At 62.7% G+C, this 13162-nt stretch carries 8 protein-coding genes, 2 tRNA genes and 2 rRNA genes (1 of these 12 only partly in view); 5 read left to right on the forward strand and 7 right to left on the reverse strand.

Going from position 1 to position 13162, the window contains the following annotated elements; genetic code table 11:
* From WN72_RS43080 to WN72_RS43095, 4 genes are all read right to left on the reverse strand, one after another.
* Positions 1 to 402, reverse strand: a 23S ribosomal RNA gene (locus WN72_RS43080); it reaches 2444 nt to the left of the window's first position.
* Positions 403 to 786: 384 nt separating this feature from the next.
* Positions 787 to 862: transfer RNA gene (locus tag WN72_RS43085), tRNA-Ala, on the reverse strand.
* A 33-nt stretch (positions 863 to 895) separates the two neighbouring features.
* Positions 896 to 972: transfer RNA gene (locus tag WN72_RS43090), tRNA-Ile, on the reverse strand.
* Between the two features lie 190 nt (positions 973 to 1162).
* Positions 1163 to 2651: ribosomal RNA gene (locus tag WN72_RS43095) — 16S ribosomal RNA — on the reverse strand.
* The 16S and 23S rRNA genes sit together here with 2 tRNA genes alongside, the layout of an rRNA operon.
* A gap of 987 nt (positions 2652 to 3638) precedes the next feature.
* On the opposite strand from WN72_RS43095, the gene WN72_RS43100 reads away from it, so the two are divergent.
* Both WN72_RS43100 and WN72_RS43105 read left to right on the forward strand, forming a co-directional pair.
* On the forward strand, positions 3639 to 5702 hold the full coding sequence (locus tag WN72_RS43100; protein WP_027562840.1) for a M23 family metallopeptidase: 2064 nt from the start codon (positions 3639 to 3641) through the stop codon (positions 5700 to 5702).
* 127 nt (positions 5703 to 5829) lie between these two features.
* The gene (locus WN72_RS43105; protein WP_027562839.1) at positions 5830 to 6096 is read left to right on the forward strand and encodes a hypothetical protein; all 267 of its coding nucleotides are present in this window, start codon (positions 5830 to 5832) and stop codon (positions 6094 to 6096) included.
* A gap of 79 nt (positions 6097 to 6175) precedes the next feature.
* Here the strand turns inward: WN72_RS43105 and clpB are convergent, their stop codons facing one another.
* Positions 6176 to 8815, reverse strand: a complete 2640-nt coding sequence (clpB, locus tag WN72_RS43110) for an ATP-dependent chaperone ClpB (RefSeq protein WP_092215590.1) — start codon at positions 8813 to 8815, stop codon at positions 6176 to 6178.
* 241 nt (positions 8816 to 9056) lie between these two features.
* Here clpB and WN72_RS43115 point away from each other — a divergent pair, with 241 nt between their 5' ends.
* Both WN72_RS43115 and WN72_RS43120 read left to right on the forward strand, forming a co-directional pair.
* Positions 9057 to 9845: an MOSC domain-containing protein gene (locus WN72_RS43115; RefSeq protein WP_092215588.1), complete on the forward strand. Its 789-nt coding sequence runs from the start codon at positions 9057 to 9059 to the stop codon at positions 9843 to 9845.
* 143 nt (positions 9846 to 9988) lie between these two features.
* Positions 9989 to 10510 (forward strand): TonB C-terminal domain-containing protein, encoded by a 522-nt coding sequence (locus WN72_RS43120; protein ID WP_092215586.1) that lies wholly within the window; start codon positions 9989 to 9991, stop codon positions 10508 to 10510.
* 133 nt (positions 10511 to 10643) lie between these two features.
* On the opposite strand, the gene WN72_RS43125 is transcribed toward WN72_RS43120, so the two are convergent.
* The gene (locus tag WN72_RS43125) at positions 10644 to 11300 is read right to left on the reverse strand and encodes a TIGR02594 family protein (RefSeq protein WP_027562836.1); all 657 of its coding nucleotides are present in this window, start codon (positions 11298 to 11300) and stop codon (positions 10644 to 10646) included.
* Positions 11301 to 11515: 215 nt separating this feature from the next.
* Here WN72_RS43125 and WN72_RS43130 point away from each other — a divergent pair, with 215 nt between their 5' ends.
* The gene (locus WN72_RS43130; protein WP_092215584.1) at positions 11516 to 12379 is read left to right on the forward strand and encodes an alpha/beta fold hydrolase; all 864 of its coding nucleotides are present in this window, start codon (positions 11516 to 11518) and stop codon (positions 12377 to 12379) included.
* Positions 12380 to 12498: 119 nt separating this feature from the next.
* Here the strand turns inward: WN72_RS43130 and metW are convergent, their stop codons facing one another.
* Positions 12499 to 13161, reverse strand: a complete 663-nt coding sequence (metW, locus tag WN72_RS43135; protein ID WP_092215582.1) for a methionine biosynthesis protein MetW — start codon at positions 13159 to 13161, stop codon at positions 12499 to 12501.
* Between the last annotated feature and the right edge of the window lies 1 nt (position 13162).

Below are 13162 nucleotides of genomic sequence, written 5' to 3' on the forward strand. Positions count from 1 at the left end.
GGCCCAGCTTTCCTGACTGGTTCCGATTGTCTTTGATGTATCACTGGCCTGGTCCGCGTTCGCTCGCCACTACTAACGGAGTCTCTGTTGATGTCCTTTCCTCCAGGTACTTAGATGTTTCAGTTCCCTGGGTTTGCTTGAAACCTCCTATGTATTCAGAAGTCTCATACCTTCTCTTGATAACCGGAAATCCAAAACCTCGCGGTCATGGTCCCGATCATTTCTGGTCGAACACCAAGACCAAAGGTCTTGGAGTTCCGGCTATCGAAGGTGGGTTTCCCCATTCGGAAATCCGCGGATCAAAGCTTCTTCGCAGCTCCCCACGGCTTATCGCAGCGTAGCACGTCCTTCATCGCCTCTCAGCGCCAAGGCATCCACCGAACACCCTTAAGGCACTTGATTGCTCTCATTATCAATGTCCACCCACTCGGCAGAATGTTGTCTGTACGATTGCCTTGCGGCGCGCGCCCTCGATGAACGCTACGTACAGCCGGACATTGACTAGAAAGACCAGCTTGCTTCGTAAGATCGTTCCGATAGCGAGGCGGTCAAGCTTCGCTAAAAGGATCATTTTACAACTCGCAACCAACCTTGCGGTCGGACGCGAGCGCCGAAAATGATCCGGAGATAATGAAGGCTCGCGCAGCAATCTGCTACACGACCCAACTCGGATCGATCTCCTCTTTACGATGTCAGAAAACACGCATCTTGCTGTCTATCCAGACTAGCAGGATGCGAAGTGATGTTTCGCGGACGACGGTACAAGATCTCGGTGATCAAACCATCTGGTGGAGCCAGACGGGATCGAACCGACGACCTCATGCTTGCAAAGCACGCGCTCTCCCAGCTGAGCTATGGCCCCGTAACCAGAAGACGAATGCACACTCGATGAAAGTGGTGGGCCTGGGAAGACTTGAACTTCCGACCTCACGCTTATCAAGCGCGCGCTCTAACCAACTGAGCTACAAGCCCCTAACGCACATCCCGTTAAGGACCCTGGATCCTGCCGTTGCAGGCCCAGCGCGTGTTCGTCCGCGAAGAAAGAGAAACGAAGACGGCGAAATCCCGCCAATGCAGCTCAACGATCTGGCGATCTGTTGGCCACTGATGTTTCTAAAACGATCCGATAGTGAGCGTGAGCTCGCTGAAGGATCATCCTTAGAAAGGAGGTGATCCAGCCGCAGGTTCCCCTACGGCTACCTTGTTACGACTTCACCCCAGTCGCTGACCCTACCGTGGCCGGCTGCCTCCCTTGCGGGTTAGCGCACCGTCTTCAGGTAAAACCAACTCCCATGGTGTGACGGGCGGTGTGTACAAGGCCCGGGAACGTATTCACCGTGGCGTGCTGATCCACGATTACTAGCGATTCCAACTTCATGGGCTCGAGTTGCAGAGCCCAATCCGAACTGAGACGGCTTTTTGAGATTTGCTAGGGGTTGCCCCTTCGCATCCCATTGTCACCGCCATTGTAGCACGTGTGTAGCCCAGCCCGTAAGGGCCATGAGGACTTGACGTCATCCCCACCTTCCTCGCGGCTTATCACCGGCAGTCTCCTTAGAGTGCTCAACTAAATGGTAGCAACTAAGGACGGGGGTTGCGCTCGTTGCGGGACTTAACCCAACATCTCACGACACGAGCTGACGACAGCCATGCAGCACCTGTGTTCCAGGCTCCGAAGAGAAGGTCACGTCTCTGCGACCGGTCCTGGACATGTCAAGGGCTGGTAAGGTTCTGCGCGTTGCGTCGAATTAAACCACATGCTCCACCGCTTGTGCGGGCCCCCGTCAATTCCTTTGAGTTTTAATCTTGCGACCGTACTCCCCAGGCGGAATGCTTAAAGCGTTAGCTGCGCCACTAGTGAGTAAACCCACTAACGGCTGGCATTCATCGTTTACGGCGTGGACTACCAGGGTATCTAATCCTGTTTGCTCCCCACGCTTTCGTGCCTCAGCGTCAGTACCGGGCCAGTGAGCCGCCTTCGCCACTGGTGTTCTTGCGAATATCTACGAATTTCACCTCTACACTCGCAGTTCCACTCACCTCTCCCGGACTCAAGATCTTCAGTATCAAAGGCAGTTCTGGAGTTGAGCTCCAGGATTTCACCCCTGACTTAAAGACCCGCCTACGCACCCTTTACGCCCAGTGATTCCGAGCAACGCTAGCCCCCTTCGTATTACCGCGGCTGCTGGCACGAAGTTAGCCGGGGCTTATTCTTGCGGTACCGTCATTATCTTCCCGCACAAAAGAGCTTTACAACCCTAGGGCCTTCATCACTCACGCGGCATGGCTGGATCAGGGTTGCCCCCATTGTCCAATATTCCCCACTGCTGCCTCCCGTAGGAGTTTGGGCCGTGTCTCAGTCCCAATGTGGCTGATCATCCTCTCAGACCAGCTACTGATCGTCGCCTTGGTAGGCCATTACCCTACCAACTAGCTAATCAGACGCGGGCCGATCTTTCGGCGATAAATCTTTCCCCGTAAGGGCTTATCCGGTATTAGCACAAGTTTCCCTGTGTTGTTCCGAACCAAAAGGTACGTTCCCACGCGTTACTCACCCGTCTGCCGCTGACGTATTGCTACGCCCGCTCGACTTGCATGTGTTAAGCCTGCCGCCAGCGTTCGCTCTGAGCCAGGATCAAACTCTCAAGTTGGACTTGAACTTTGAACCGGCTGATCACAACGTTTGACGAGGTCCCACCATTGTCGACCGAAATCGACTTGCTGTCTGCGATTCACATCGCGGACAACGATGGTGTTTCCTTTGAAACGTGTACCGCCGAAGTCTTTCGTCCTCTCTCAGTACTCAAAAGCCGAAGCTCTTAAGTGGTCCGAGAGGCGCAAGGACTCCGCCGTCCACGTTTCTCTTTCTTCATCTTCACTTGTCAAACAGCCCGGGACCGGAGAGGCCCCAACCTTCCTGAGAGGAAGGGTTCCGACACCCTTACCGACGATGGATGAACTCCAACCGACTGGTGTCGGCTGTTGTGTCACTCAACAAGGTGAGGAGCATCAGTGGCGCGTTCGCTCGCCTTGGTCAGTGACCCGGCGGCGCCGCGCTCAGTGGTTGGGGTTATAGGCCCCGCCTTCCGGGCTGTCAACGCCAATCGTCAACAAATCGTCGCACAGTGGATCATCGAAAAAATTCCAGCGATTCCAGTCGATTAGGTGGCCGCCGGGTGCGACGACCGGCGCCGCACGGTAAAAGATCTCAAAAAAAGTTTGCGTCCCTGGGGGCTCCGGAGGGGCTCCGAAGGCGGTCTTGGGCGCCCCTCCCGGGCGGCCCCAGGCGCCCGGCCGTTCAGTAAACTTTTTCCATATTAGGCGCCGTACTTGAGCCACAATCCCGCGGCGTTCTGATAAGAGACAAGCTTGAATCGCGGGGTGCCAGTGGGGGCTGCCGCGATTTTCGTAGGGTCAGAGGAAGGCAATCATACGATGAGGCGGCCTTCTTCCGACATTCGAGAGACTTCGAGAGACCTTCACCCGTCCAGCTGTTCGTAGTTTCGGCCGGCCCTATTGCAGGGCTTTCTGAGCGCGGGCGCCTGTGCGGTTTGCCTTTTCCGGCGATCCCCCTGCAAGAGGGCGGCCGGAACGGGGTTCGAAACGGGCATCTTGGGTCGTTGATTGGGGGACTTGGGTTGAACCACAGGACGTCACGCGGCGCTTACGGGCGTGAGACCGGGATCATCGATCTCGGCCACGAGCCGCCGCTGTCCGTCGATGGTTCGGAAGCCGCCGTCATCGATCGCCGCCGCGTCTCGGTGCAATGGTTCAGCGGTACAATTCTGACCGGACTCTGCGGCGCGGCCCTGATCGGCGGCGCCGTTTTCGCGTCGCTCGACGGCGAGATGACCTTCGCCAAGGTGCCCGAGCGCGTCGAAGGCGCGCTGCGTGGTGCGTTCGGCGCAGCCGATCGCGCAGCCACGCTGCACAAGAGCGACCGCCTGCCGCCACCGAGCGAATCCACCGCCTCGCGCAACATCGTGCGCGTCTCGACCGTCGCCCGCGTCGGCAATCGCGACGTGATGCGGGTGCGCCCCTTCGTCCGGATCGCCGGCAACCTGTCGATGACGACGAGCGATTTGTCGGCGAAGATCCCGCCGTTCAACGCCCAGCGTCTGCTCACCGACGTCGGCTCCGATCCGAAGACCGCCTCCGACGATCCCAACAATCCCGAAGCCGTCGAGCCCGACGCCGAAGTCTCCTTCGTGACCAAGGACCTGTCGCCGGTGCTGCCGAAGGCGAAGATTTCCGCGGTGGTCGCGCTCGACGACATCCTGATGCGGGTGCGCGATGCCGCCAATTGGCGTGGCAATGGCGGAGTCCGCTACGCCTCGCTCGCCAATGCCACCGCCGACGTCTCCGGCGCGACCGGCGCCTCCGACATCCGCAGCGCCTACGCCCCGGAAACGTCGTCGTCCGATCCCTATGCCGGTTTCGAGACGCGCGTGGTGCCGGAAAACGTCACGCTGCTGCCCAAGACCAAGGAGCAGATCACCGGCGGCAATCCCAGCGGCGAACGCGTCCACCTGGTCAAGAAGGGCGACAGCGTCGGCTCCGTGCTGCGCGATCTCGGCGCGACGCCTGAGGAGATCAAGGCGATCACCGCAACGCTCGGGCCCCGCGGCCGCGACGGCGGCCTGAAGGAAGGCGAGAAGCTGCGCATCCTGATGGCGCCCGCGAGCCCCGGCGCAAGGCTCCAGCCCTATCGCGTCGTGGTTGCAAACGACACCATGGTCGAGGCGATCGCGGCGCTGTCCGACCTCGGCAAATACGTCGCGGTCGACGTCTCCAGCATGAACACCGTCGCTGATGCCACGGCCAACGCCAACAGCGACGACGATGACGACGATGACGGCACCGGCGTGCGGCTCTACCAGAGCATCTACGAGACCGCGATGCGCAACAAGGTCCCGATGCCGGTCATCGAGGACATGATCAAGATCTACTCCTACGACGTCGATTTCCAGCGCAAGGTGCAGCCGGGCGATTCCTTCGACGTGTTCTACGCCGGCGAGGACGAGGGCGTGACGTCGAGCGAAAAGAACGACGTGCTGTTCGCTTCCCTCACGGTCGGCGGCGAGACCAAGAAATACTACCGCTATCAGAGCCCTGACGACGGCGTCGTCGACTACTATGACGAGACCGGCAAGAGCGCGAAGAAGTTCCTGGTGCGCAAGCCCGTCAACAACGCCATCATGCGCTCCGGCTTCGGCGGCCGCCGCCATCCGATCCTGGGCTATGTGAAGATGCACACCGGCGTCGACTGGGCCACCGCCTACGGCACGCCGATCTTCGCCTCAGGCAACGGCGTGATCGAGAAGGCCGGTCCCGAGGGCGGCTACGGCAAATATATCCGCATCAAGCATTCCAACGGCTACGAGACCGCCTACGGCCACATGTCGGCGTTCGCCAAGGGCATGGAGGTCGGCAAGAAGGTGCGACAGGGCCAGGTGATCGGCTTCGTCGGTTCGACCGGCCAGTCGACGGGTCCCCACGTCCACTACGAAATCCTCGTCAACGGCCGCTTCGTCGATCCGCTGCGCGTGAAACTGCCGCGCGGCCGTTCGCTGGAAGGGGCGGTTCTGGCAGGCTTCGAGAAAGAGCGCGACCGGCTCGACGGCATGATGAGCGGCCGCGGCGGCGCCATCGCCCGCATGTCGGACGCGACCGGCGGCCCGCTCCAGGTCACCAACCGGTAATTTCCCCGCGATTCCCGCCGTTCCCGGGCCGGATCGCTCCTCCCTCCACACTTCGCGGAACCGATCGGCAGCGTCTCGATTGATTCGCGCGACCAGTCTTTTGCCGTTGAGCCAGAGGAGGACCGCCATGCAGCATCTCTCTCGCGACGACGTCACCAAGGCCGTTGGCAGCGTGGATGACGTGACGATTGCAGAGATCATCGGAACCGGCGCCACCGTCGAGGAACTCGCGGAAGCCCAGGCCTGGCTCGCCAATGACGAGCCCATGATCAACGATTTGCGTCCGCTGGCGCAGGGCCGCGTCCGTGCGCTCGTGGACATCCTGTCGGAGCTCGAACAGGACGGCGAAGAGGAAGGGCCGGCCTCGCCCGGCACGATGTCTCCAGCCAGCTAGCAAAGCAGCCTGAAAAACAATTCGCCCCGGAGAGGACGACCTCTCCGGGGCGAACTTTGTTTTGCGACGAGCCGCCCGGTCAGTTCAGCTTGCGCTTCGACACCGGCGCGTCGAACTGGGTGATCTCCGCGGTCTGCGCCGCCTTGCCGTTGAAGGTCAGCACGTTGCCTGCGGACGAGATCGCAACGGTATCGCCGTCCTTGACGTCGCCGCCGAGGATCATCTCGGCGAGCGGGTCCTGGAGGTAGCGCTGGATCACCCGCTTCAACGGCCGGGCGCCATAGGCGGGATCCCAGCCCTTGGCCGCGAGCCAGTCACGCCCCGCAGCGTCGAGCGTCAGCACGATCTTGCGATCGGTCAGCAGCTTCTGCAGCCGCGCGAACTGGATCTCGACGATCCGGCCCATCTCGCTCCGCTGCAAGCGGTGGAACAGGATGATCTCGTCGACACGGTTGAGGAATTCGGGGCGGAAATGCGCCCGCACCGTTCCCATCACCTGCTCACGCACGGCTGAGGTGTCTTCGCCCTCGGGTTGATTCACCAGAAACTCCGAACCGAGGTTCGAGGTCATGATGATCAGCGTGTTGCGGAAATCGACGGTACGGCCCTGGCCATCGGTCAGGCGGCCGTCGTCGAGCACCTGCAACAGGACGTTGAACACGTCAGGATGCGCTTTCTCGATCTCGTCGAACAGCACCACCTGATAAGGCCGGCGCCGCACCGCTTCGGTGAGCGCGCCGCCCTCGTCATAGCCGACATAGCCCGGAGGCGCGCCGATCAGCCGCGAGACCGAGTGCTTCTCCATGTACTCGGACATGTCGAGGCGGACCATCGCGGTCTCGTCGTTGAACAGATACTCGGCGAGCGCCTTGGTCAGCTCGGTCTTGCCGACGCCGGTCGGCCCCAGGAACATGAACGAGCCGGTGGGCCGGTTCGGGTCCTGCAGGCCCGCACGCGAGCGGCGCACGGCGGTTGCGACCGCACGCACCGCCTCGGCCTGGCCGACCACGCGCTGTCCGAGCTGCTCCTCCATCTTGAGGAGCTTCTCCTTCTCGCCTTCCAGCATCTTGTCGACGGGCACGCCGGTCCAGCGCGAGACCACCTGCGCGATGTGGCTGGCGGTGACCGCCTCCTCCATCATTTCGCCGGAGTTCTCCTTCGCCTCGATATCGCCGAGCTTCTTCTCCAGCTCCGGGATCCTTCCATAGGCCAGCTCTCCGGCCTTCTGGAATTCGCCGCGCCGCTGCGCATTGGCGAGCTCGACGCGCAAGCCGTCGAGTTCCGCTTTCAACTTCTGGGCGTTGGAGAGCTTGTTCTTCTCCGCGCTCCAGCGTGAGGTGAGCGCCGCCGACTTCTCCTCGAGCTCAGCCAGCTCCTTCTCGAGCGCTTCGAGACGGGTCTTGGAGCCGGGATCGCTTTCCTTCTTCAGCGCCTCCTGCTCGATCTTGAGCCGGATGATCTCGCGGTCCAGCGAATCCAGCTCCTCCGGCTTGGAATCGACCTGCATCTTCAGCCGCGCCGCGGCCTCGTCCATGAGGTCGATCGCCTTGTCGGGCAGGAAGCGGTCGGTGATGTAGCGGTTGGACAGCGTCGCGGAGGCAACAAGCGCGGAATCGGAGATCCGCACGCCATGATGCTGCTCGTACTTGTCCTTCAGGCCGCGCAGGATCGAGATGGTGTCCTCGACCGAGGGCTCGCTGACGAAGATCGGCTGGAACCGCCGCGCCAGCGCGGCGTCCTTCTCGACGTGCTTCTGATACTCGTCGAGCGTGGTCGCGCCGATGCAGTGCAGCTCGCCGCGGGCGAGTGCGGGCTTGAGCAGGTTGGACGCGTCCATCGCGCCATCACCCTTGCCGGCGCCGATCAGCGTGTGCATCTCGTCGATGAACAGGATGAAATTGCCCTCGCTCGCGGTCACCTCCTGGAGCACGGCCTTCAGCCGCTCCTCGAACTCACCACGGTATTTTGCACCGGCAATCAGCGCGCCGAGGTCGAGCGACAGCAGCTTCTTGTCCTTCAGACCCTCGGGCACGTCCCCGTTGACGATGCGCAGCGCGAGCCCTTCGGCGATGGCGGTCTTGCCGACGCCGGGCTCACCAATCAGGACGGGATTGTTCTTGGTCCGTCGCGACAGCACCTGGATGGTGCGGCGGATCTCCTCGTCGCGGCCGATGACCGGGTCGAGCTTGCCGTCGCGCGCAGCCTGGGTCAGGTCGCGGGCATATTTCTTCAGCGCGTCATAGGCATTCTCGGCGGTCGCCGAGTCCGCGGTGCGGCCCTTGCGCAGCGCCTCGATCGCCGCGTTGAGATTTTGCGCCGTGACGCCGCCCTTAGCGAGGATCGCACCTGCCTCGCTGGTCTTCTCCAGCGTGAGGCCGAGCAATAGCCGCTCGACGGTGACGAAGCTGTCGCCGGCCTTCTCGCCGGCCTTTTCGGCGGCATCAAAGGTGCGGGCGAGCTCGGGCGCGAGATAGATCTGCCCGGCGCCGCCGCCACTGACCTTCGGCACCTTGTTCAGGGCGTCCTCGGTCGCCTTGAGAATTGCACGGGAATTACCGCCGGCGCGGTCGATCAGACCGGCAGCGAGCCCCTCATTGTCGTCCAACAGGACTTTCAGCACATGCAGGGTTGAAAACTGCTGGTGCCCCTCGCGCACCGCGAGCGACTGCGCGGACTGGATGAAGCCCCTGGAGCGTTCGGTATACTTGTCGATGTTCATTTCTTTTCTGTCCCTCGGCCTGCCCCTGGAGCCCTCTAAGGCACTCCAAACGGCATCTTCACTGGGTTTCCGCTGGCTGCGTTGACGTTCCTCAACCAGCAGCGGTCGTTATCAGCCGGCGCTGGCGCCGGCCTGACCCAGATGTGGGAAGCGTGCCCCCGGATCGAAAGAGGCGAGTTCACAATTTCGTGCGCTGATCCGCCGGCTTGGCGGGATGCGGTCGAATCCCTTAAGTAGCGGCATGACAGCCAGCCAGTCCGCCGAGATCACCGGCCTCTACCGCTACCCGATCAAGGGCCTGACGCCGGAGTCCCTGCCCCGCGTCCCCTTGCGGATCGGCCAGACCCTGCCCGCCGACCGCCGCTACGCCATCGAGAACGGCCCGAGCGGGTTCGACCCTGAAGCCCCCGAGTGGAAGCCGAAGATCCAGTTTCTGATGCTGGCGCGCCACGAGCGGCTGGCGTCGCTCGACAGCCGTTACGAGGACGCGACCCACCGCCTGACCATCCGCAAGGACGGCCAGATCGTCGCCAGCGGCGATCTCGAGACGGCCGCCGGGCGCGCCGCCATCGAGAGCTACTTCACCGAGAATTTCCAGCCGGAGCTGAAGGGCCCGCCAAAGATTCTGTCCGGCCGCGACCACAGCTTTTCCGACGTCGCTCGCAAGGTCGTGTCGATCATCAATTTCGACAGCGTCCGCGCCATCGAGACCATGCTTGGCGGCACCGCCGTGCATCCGCTGCGCTTCCGCGCCAATCTCTACGTGAAGGGCTGGCCCGCCTGGTCGGAGCTCGACCTTGTCGGCCAGATGCTCGCGATCGGGCAAGCCCGGCTGAAAGTGGTCAAACGCATCGTCCGCTGCCCGGCCACCAATGTCGATCCCGTCACCGCCGCGCGCGACCTCGAAATCCCACCGACGCTCTCGCGCCATCTCGGCCACATGGACTGCGGCATCTATGCCGAGGTGATCGAAGGTGGCGAGATCGGCGTGGGGGATGCGGTCGCGGTGGAAGAGCCGAAGCTGGTGTGAGCTTCCCGTAAGGGCTTACAGGCGCGGCCACCTCGTTTTGCGCATTTCAGCTGTCCCAATCGTCTCACGTTCAGGGTCCACTGAAACGTTGGCCGATCGTGCGCGCGCTTCCCACGTTGCGACATATCTTTGGGAAATTTGCTGTGCTGGCCGAAGGAAGCTCGCGCCGGCGCCGGATACTCTTGCTCGCCCTTGCCCTGCTGGCGCTCCGCGAGCCGGCATCATTGGCGCAGAATGCCGGCCAGCCCGGAACGGACGACGACATGCCAAGCCCGCCGGCGATCGGCATGCCTCACGCCGATGAACCCAGCCGTCCGCCGCTGGACGAGCCGCCGCCGCTCAACCTTGGCGGCTCTGACAATCCGGCCAGATCCGGTGTGCTTGGCACGCGCTGGGCTGCCTACGCGCGTGCCGTTCAGGCCGCGCTGGAGACGGCGACAAGGGAAAATGCGAGGACCCGCGACAAGCCCTTCGACGTCCAGTGTGAGATGTGGATCGATTCAAAGGGGCATGTCACCCGGGTCCAGCTTGCCAAGCCGTCCGGCGACGCCGACATCGACGCCGCATTTCGCAACGAGATCTTGCCCAGACTGACGCTGCCGGCACCGGCGAGCGACATGCCGATGCCGGTCAAAGGGCACATTACCGCGCGCGTTCCGCGCTAGGGCATGATCCGGCAAAGCGCGCCGGTGCCGTAGGGTGGGCAAAGGCGCGCTTGCGCCGTGCCCACCATCCGCTATGCGGACAGAGGTGGTGGGCACGCTACGCTTTGCCCACCCTACTGCTCTGTCGCTGCTTTCAGTTCGGCATCACATACGCATAGATCCGGCCGCGCGAGACCGGGGCTTCGCGGACGCGATTGCCGTTGTTGCCGGAGATCATGATCGGATTGCCCTGCGCGTCGATGCCGGTGATGATGCCGACATGGCCGCCGCGGCGGCCGCGCGACATGACCGCGATAGCGCCGACCTGCGGACCGGAGACACGGGTGCCGTACCGCGCGAACGAGCTCGCCATGTCGGAGCCGGTGCCGCGATGGCCTGTATGCTCCAGCACCATGTTCATGAAGCGCGCGCACCACAGGCTGCCTCGTCCCGTGGGATTGCCGCCGAGATAGCGGCGCGCCTCGGACACGACACCCGATCCGCCGCCAAAGCTGCCACCGCTCACAGCGTTGCTGGTCATGCCGCCGCCGTTGGCGCTCGGATCATAGCTGGCCTGGCTGTCGGCAAAGCCGCTCGCCTGCAATTGCGCCGCGCGGCGCTCGAAACGCGAGCTGCGGGCATGGTGCCGGTAATGATGATGTCTGGCATGGTGCACGTAAGCGTGCCGCTCCGCGCTATGACGATGGTGTGGCCGCGCTGAGGCCGGAGAAACGAACGCGGCAACCGCCGCGAAGAAGAACGCCAGCGCGACAATACAACGCGACAGGCGGTACGCAAACAACTCAACCATTCTTCATCCTTAGTTACACCCCCACTTCCCGTCGGCCCGTGCGGTGGCCGACATCCGCCGGGCCGTAAAGCTTCCGGATGTGGCGAGAAAAAGACTGCCGTGTCGGCGAATGGCTGCGATGATTTTGCATTGGAGCTGGCCTGATGCTGCCGCATTGCGGACAACACCATTAACTGCGATCCTCTGTTTGCGGCTTGAACAGAGGGAAAGAGTTAATGCCCCACGCCACGACCAGGGATGACGTCCGCATCTATTTCGAAGAGGCGGGTCAGGGAACGCCGATTATTTTTCTGCACGAATTCGCGGCCGACTACACCAATTGGGAGCCGCAGATGCGTTACTTCTCGCGCGGCCACCGCTGCATCACCTATTCCGCGCGCGGCTACACGCCATCCGACGTGCCCGATGGCGAGGTCTACACCTACACGCACTTCTACACCGACTCGCTCGCGGTGCTCGATCATCTCGGGATCGAGCGCGCGCATCTCGTCGGGCTCTCGATGGGCGCCTATTCGTCGCTCCAGATCGGATTGAACGCGCCGCATCGCGCGCTGTCGATGACGCTGGCCGGCGTCGGCTCCGGCTCGGAGCTCGAAAATCTCGATGCCTGGCGCAAGCAGTGCCGCGCCAATGCCGAACAGTTCGAGACGCTGGGCTCCGCGGAAGTCGCAAAGGTCACGCGCGAGGCACCGAGCCGTATACCCTTCCTGGTCAAGGACCCGCGCGGTCACGCCGATTTCTACGCCGCACTGGCGCGCCACGATGCCAAGGGTTCGGCGCGCACGATGCGCGGTTTCCAGGGCGGCCGTCCCTCGATCTACACGCTGACGGATGCGATCAGGGCCGTGACAACGCCCGCGCTGATCATCTGCGGCGATGAGGACGATCCGTGCGTCGGGGCGAGCCTGTTTCTGAAGAAGCATCTGCCGGCCGCGGGCCTCGCGATGTTTCCGAAATCCGGCCACGTGCTCAATCTCGAAGAGCCCGCGTTGTTCAACGAGAGCGTGGAGCGGTTCGTGACGCTGGTGGAAGCAGGGCGATGGCCAGTGCGCGATCCGAGGTCGCTGGCGGCGCATTAGACACTTGCTGTCATTCCGGGATGCGCCGGAGGCGCAGGCCCGGAATCCATCGCGCGACAGCCTATGCGGCCCAATGGATTCCGGGCTCGCGCTTCGCGCGCCCCGGGATGACGGAGAACCTACTTCCGCCCGCCGCGGCTCAGCAGAAACACGCCCTGCTCGCCGAACATGTTCCAAACCCACCACGGCAATCGCAACCGCAGAGGACGACCGTAGAGGTCAAGCGCCTCGGCGCGCTCCATCTTGACGCCGATCGCATCGCAGAGCTCGACGAAATCCTTGATGGTGCAGAAATGGATGTTGGCGGTGTCGTACCAGCTTGCCGGCAAATTCTCGGTGCGCGGCATGTGGCCGCCGATCAGGAGCTGGAGCCGCATCTTCCAGAAGCCGAAATTGGGGAACGACACGATGGCGCGACGGCCGATGCGCAGCAGGTTTTCGAGCACCACGCGCGGCTGCCGTGTCGCCTGCAGCGTCTGCGACAGGATCACGTAGTCGAAGGCATCGTCGGGATAGTTGACAAGGTCGGTGTCGGCATCGCCCTGCACCACCGCGAGGCCCTTGGCAACGCAGCGGTTGACGCCCTCGCGCGACAATTCGATGCCGCGGCCATCGACGCGGCGCATCTCCAGAAGCTGAAGCAGATCGCCGTCACCGCAGCCGACGTCGAGCACTTTCGAGCCGGGCTTGACCATCTCGGCGACCAGCAGATGGTCCGCACGGAAATGCGCGGATTGCTCCGCAGTGAACCCATTCAACGGCAGCACTTCCTGTACAGACATC

It is taken from the genome of Bradyrhizobium arachidis, assembly GCF_015291705.1.
In the GTDB taxonomy this organism is placed as follows: Bacteria; Pseudomonadota; Alphaproteobacteria; order Rhizobiales; family Xanthobacteraceae; genus Bradyrhizobium; species Bradyrhizobium arachidis.

What these genes read in the sequence shown, in the direction of transcription:
- WN72_RS43105 (WP_027562839.1), top strand. Translation starts at nt 5,830, where the DNA reads ATGCAGCATCTCTCTCGCGACGACGTCACCAAGGCCGTTGGCAGCGTG.
- WN72_RS43130 (WP_092215584.1), top strand. Translation starts at nt 11,516, where the DNA reads ATGCCCCACGCCACGACCAGGGATGACGTCCGCATCTATTTCGAAGAG.
- WN72_RS43115 (WP_092215588.1), top strand. Translation starts at nt 9,057, where the DNA reads ATGACAGCCAGCCAGTCCGCCGAGATCACCGGCCTCTACCGCTACCCG.
- clpB (WP_092215590.1), bottom strand. Translation starts at nt 8,815, where the DNA reads ATGAACATCGACAAGTATACCGAACGCTCCAGGGGCTTCATCCAGTCC.
- metW (WP_092215582.1), bottom strand. Translation starts at nt 13,161, where the DNA reads ATGTCTGTACAGGAAGTGCTGCCGTTGAATGGGTTCACTGCGGAGCAA.
- WN72_RS43125 (WP_027562836.1), bottom strand. Translation starts at nt 11,300, where the DNA reads ATGGTTGAGTTGTTTGCGTACCGCCTGTCGCGTTGTATTGTCGCGCTG.